Annotated in this window: 7 protein-coding genes; 1 reads left to right on the forward strand and 6 read right to left on the reverse strand. The window is 35.4% G+C overall.

The genetic code is table 11. The annotated features are described in order from the left end of the window. The 5 genes from creD to ACIQ2S_RS11710 all read right to left on the reverse strand — a co-directional run. A partial coding sequence (gene creD / locus ACIQ2S_RS11690) for a cell envelope integrity protein CreD (protein ID WP_396176192.1) occupies positions 1-1297 on the reverse strand: 1297 nt, incomplete at its 3' end. Between the two features lie 48 nt (positions 1298-1345). Then, positions 1346-2008 (reverse strand): DUF1361 domain-containing protein, encoded by a 663-nt coding sequence (locus tag ACIQ2S_RS11695; protein WP_396176194.1) that lies wholly within the window; start codon positions 2006-2008, stop codon positions 1346-1348. Between the two features lie 48 nt (positions 2009-2056). After that, positions 2057-2353 carry a winged helix-turn-helix domain-containing protein gene (locus ACIQ2S_RS11700; protein ID WP_396176196.1) on the reverse strand — a complete coding sequence of 99 codons (297 nt, stop codon included), beginning with the start codon at positions 2351-2353 and terminating at the stop codon, positions 2057-2059. A 1-nt stretch (position 2354) separates the two neighbouring features. Then, entirely contained in the window at positions 2355-3026 is a 672-nt protein-coding gene (locus ACIQ2S_RS11705; protein WP_396176198.1) for a YiiX family permuted papain-like enzyme, read from the reverse strand. Positions 3027-3032: 6 nt separating this feature from the next. After that, complete coding sequence (locus tag ACIQ2S_RS11710) at positions 3033-3656, reverse strand: hypothetical protein (RefSeq protein ID WP_396176200.1); 624 nt, start codon at positions 3654-3656, stop codon at positions 3033-3035. 76 nt (positions 3657-3732) lie between these two features. Between ACIQ2S_RS11710 and ACIQ2S_RS11715 the strand changes: the two genes are divergently transcribed. Continuing rightward, on the forward strand, positions 3733-4080 hold the full coding sequence (locus ACIQ2S_RS11715; protein WP_396176202.1) for a DUF1801 domain-containing protein: 348 nt from the start codon (positions 3733-3735) through the stop codon (positions 4078-4080). A gap of 84 nt (positions 4081-4164) precedes the next feature. Here the strand turns inward: ACIQ2S_RS11715 and ACIQ2S_RS11720 are convergent. Continuing rightward, a partial coding sequence (locus ACIQ2S_RS11720; RefSeq protein WP_396176204.1) for a DUF2490 domain-containing protein occupies positions 4165-4401 on the reverse strand: 237 nt, incomplete at its 5' end.

Consider the following 4401-nt stretch of genomic DNA (forward strand, 5'->3'; position numbering starts at 1 on the left):
CGGCAAGTATCAAGAACAAACCAATGCTTCCAACCAACAATGCATAATCTTCCATTTGAATAATCACAAAAATAAACGTGTACAATCCGGTAAGTGAAATTCCAATAAATGCCGGAAACTTTTTGTTCTTTAAAATGGAAATCGAATAGAGCGAAATCAACACAACCACCGAAGCACCGGCAACTAAGTAAGCCAAAGTAAAACTACTGTGTTCGGTGATTGAAATGAGCAACGTATAAAACATGATTAACGCCAATCCGATCATCGAATACTGGAAAATATGAATGTTGATTTTACTAATGCTTTGTATCAAGAAAAAGATTAAAAACGTCAATCCAATCATGAGAAAACCATATTTGGACGCTCGTTCGTTTTGTTGGTATTCATCCACGGGAGTGATAAAGTCGACACCAAACGTATACGGATTCAAGTTAGGAAACGAATCAAATGATTGCTGAGCAAATGGTCGGTTGAGGTGCAAAACTTCCCATTCGGCACTGAAACCTTTTGAATTGATGACTTTGTTTTTTTCATTCGGCAAATAATTCCCCATAAAACTGGGTGAATGCCAATTGGAAGCAATTTTTGCCGTAGTGGTTTTTCCAATAGGAGCGATGTACAGACTTTTGCTTCCGTTGTAATTGATGGTAAAATTGAAATCCAATTTTTGATTGTTCAACAAACTTTGAAGGTCAACAATTCCGGTTTCTAAAAAAGCGATTGAATCGGAATCACTATTTTGTGCCGGTTCAAAGCGGTAATTCTGCGAACCTAATTTAACATTCACCTGACTTTTGATGCTTTTCAAATTGGTGGTTCGAATCATAACGGTAGCTTTATCCCACAAAATATCCTCGTCGGGTGTGTTGTTCTTTTTGAAATTGGGATAAATGTAATGACCGTCAAATTTCATAGCTGCCGAAAAAACATTCGATTTGTACAAACTGCGTTCAAGCGGTTTGGCCATGGTTACTGTGCTTTGATTGTGTAACTCCTCCGGAAAGAAATAGGCGATTTTAATTTCGGCTTTTCTTGTTTTTACCTGCTTGTTGGTGGCGGGATCAATCACAAATTCCTCGGAATACGATTTGTAGGGGACTTTTAAAATAGGTCCGTAAAAGTGAATGCTTTCGCCCCATTTGTCCGAGGTTTCTTCAACGACCTCTTTTTGGCGAAGCGAACGTTCATCGATTAAGCCCTTAACCAGTTGTAAAGGAACTAGTAAAACGAGCGTTAATAAACCGATAACAATAATTTTTGCCGTGTTTGATTGAAAGAAATTGGTTTGTTTTTCCATGATTTTGAAGTTTAAAAAGTTTAAGAGTTTAAATGTTTAAGAGTTTATTTACAGGTTATTAACTTTAGAATGGAAGGAAGTTGTAACGAAATACAAAACCAATAAAAATGTTCCAAAACCTACTGTGAAGTTCTGAGCATCGGTTGCTGTTACACCTTTTAAAATTCCTCTGAGGAGTGCAAACGGTTCCTGAAGTACATCCCAACTATTGAATCGATAATAGCGACCGAGATAGACGCCAAAACCTGAGAGATAGAGAATAGTGATGACAAATGGAACTTTAAGTTTGGGCGAAAAGTGACTGCAAATAATATTTTCTATCTGCACTAAAGAGAGTAAGCCAGCATACATTCCTGTTAAAGCAAAAGAGCTCAAGAGAATCAAATCAAACCAAAAAGGCACGGTTGGAAAGCGGTTGATATGCTCAAAATCGGTTATTAGATAAAATGAATTGGGAAGCAATAGTAACCAAATAAATAAGGCAGTAACGAGTTTTACTTTGTGTTCTCTGATTGGTAGTGTAACCATTATTACTAATGAAAGAAGCAAGGGTAAACATGCTAGGAATAAATTCCACAGTAAAAACCCGTACATGAGTGTTTGGGTATTCGCGACACGGATTCCATACAGGAGAAAACAAAAAGCAATTAGAGTTGCAAGCAATTGACTTACATTTTTGTATTGAGTTAATAGGTATTGAATGTTTTTCATAATTAAAAGTACTTTGTATTTCAAAGTTAATGGATAAAAAAAAGTCAGTTATTTGTTTTGTATTAATTTTTCAAGAGCGTCAATATGTTCCTGAAAAGCCTTTTTTCCTGATTTGGTTGCTTTATAGGAAGTGTTTGGTTTTTTACCAATGAATTGCTTTTCAATTGCGATGTATTCTTCTGCTTCTAAAGCTTTTGCATGCGAGGCGAGGTTGCCATCGGTCACGCCCAACAGCTCTTTGAGTGTGGTGAAGTCGGCACTTTCGTTCACCATCAAAATCGACATAATTCCCAGTCGGATTCGGTGGTCAAAAGCTTTGTTGATATTTTGTATGATGTTTTTCATTTTAATAATTATCAAAAATTGTCTCTAACAGATCCGATTCATATAACTGCGAAGGAGCTACTACACTTTCCATGTAGGGAATTTTATTTCCGTAGCGTTCTTTCATAATTTTTTGAACCATTGGGTCTTTCAGATTAAAGTCTTTTAAACTTTTAAGTGCACACAGTTCAACTTCACCTGCGTTTTTGTATATCTTCCAAACTAATTCGGAACAGTAAATTTTTTCGTCCGACCACTCAAAATACAAATCATAGTCTTTGTTTTGAAAGGTTGATCCATATTGTTTCATTTTTTTTAATGTAGAAGCAGTTAGAACTGAATCCGCATTTTTTAATCTTTTGACAACATATTTACCATCTCTTCCATGCGTAATCCATTGTTTTAGGGGTGTCATTTTAACCGGTTGTACGGCTTCGTACACAAAAGTAGTTCCATTTTCAATGAAAATAATTCCACAATGAGAGAATTTAGAATTAGTAGCAATTCGGACAGCCTCACATTGTTTGGATTCCGAGGTTTGAAAAATGATGTCCCCATTTTTAAAGAAATCTTGAGCATTGCTTTTAGTTGATTTGAATGATGAATTGACAGTAGAAGCATTTATTTCCCCAAATACATACAGTACAGAAAGCAATAGTAGAGATACAAGAGCTATTTTTTTGTATAGACGCATAGGTTTTTATTTTTTCTCATATTTAAAATACATGATGGCTCCGTATAATATGTGACTGACGCCAAAACCCAACGCCCAAAATAGCAAGCCATAGCCTAAAAACCAAGTACTCAACAAGCCTAATACGATAAAAGTTAATCCCAAATAGCGAACGCCGCCAAGGGTATACTTACTTGCATTGACGCACGCTAAACCGTAAAATATAAGTGTTAAAGGAGCAATTAAGCCTAACATTTCTTTTTCGATTAAGAAAAGAATAAAAAACCCACCTGTTGCCAACGGAATTAGAAAATTAATGACTAATCGTCGAGCGGTGCTGTTCCAAAAAGTTTCATTGTTTATTTTTGCTTTTCGAATGCTAAGTACAATTCCGGTCGCTAAAGAAAGTACCGCAACTGTAGCGGCAATTACCAGAAGGCGAATGACTGCTTCTTCTGAAATGACTAAATTTTTGTAAGCACCCATCGTGGAGGTATCAAAATAGATGGTTTTGTAGGCCATCCAAGCTCCAATTAAAGCGTAAATTCCAGCAAGAATTCCCGATATACCGCTTAGGGAGAGAAACTGACTTGATTTTGACATCATTTGTTTGATGTCCTGAATGTCTTTTAAATAATCTTTCTGTTCCATTTTTAAAGTACTTTGAATTGCAAAGTAAATACTAATTTTTCAACTGACCAAAACATTTTTCTATTATTTTTGAAGAATGAAACCTGCCGAATTATATATACTCAACCAACCGGAACCTTATCGTTCGATTTTGTTGCATTTGCAAGCGGTTATTGAACTGACCTTGCCGGAAATTAAATTACAGTTTAAGTACAAGATTCCGTTTTATTATTATAACGGTAAGCCTTTTGTCTATTTAAATGCCACTCATAAACGTGGGTATGTTGATGTTGCTTTTATGAAAGGGTATCAACTAAAGTTGCATCAAGATTGTTTAGATGGGGAGAGTCGAACGCTGGTAAAGTCTTTGCATTTTTCATCTTTGGAAACGATTGACAATGAAGTTTTAATTGATTTGTTGAAGGAACAGGTTCGGTTGTATTGACTTTTTGAATTTTACATAGTAAGCCAAGTATGGTTTTTTGAGAATAATTGAAATCATAAAATTGAAATGTTACTTTTAATTTTATTACTTTTTCGACAAATCAAAAGTAAAAAGTGCATTTACGATAATTCCGTTATTATACTGAAACACGTTGCTACCATTCACTTCTCGACCCAATTGAAGAATTTGGTTTAAGTAACCACCTTCCACTCGTAGCGATGAATTAAATTGATAACCCAGTAAAACACCGATTCTATTTTGGTCAAATACATTTTCATTGACGTTCTCACCAAAACCTATAAACACCTCGTCATAGGCCGC

The organism is Flavobacterium sp. (genome assembly GCF_044371705.1).
GTDB lineage: Bacteria > Bacteroidota > Bacteroidia > Flavobacteriales > Flavobacteriaceae > Flavobacterium.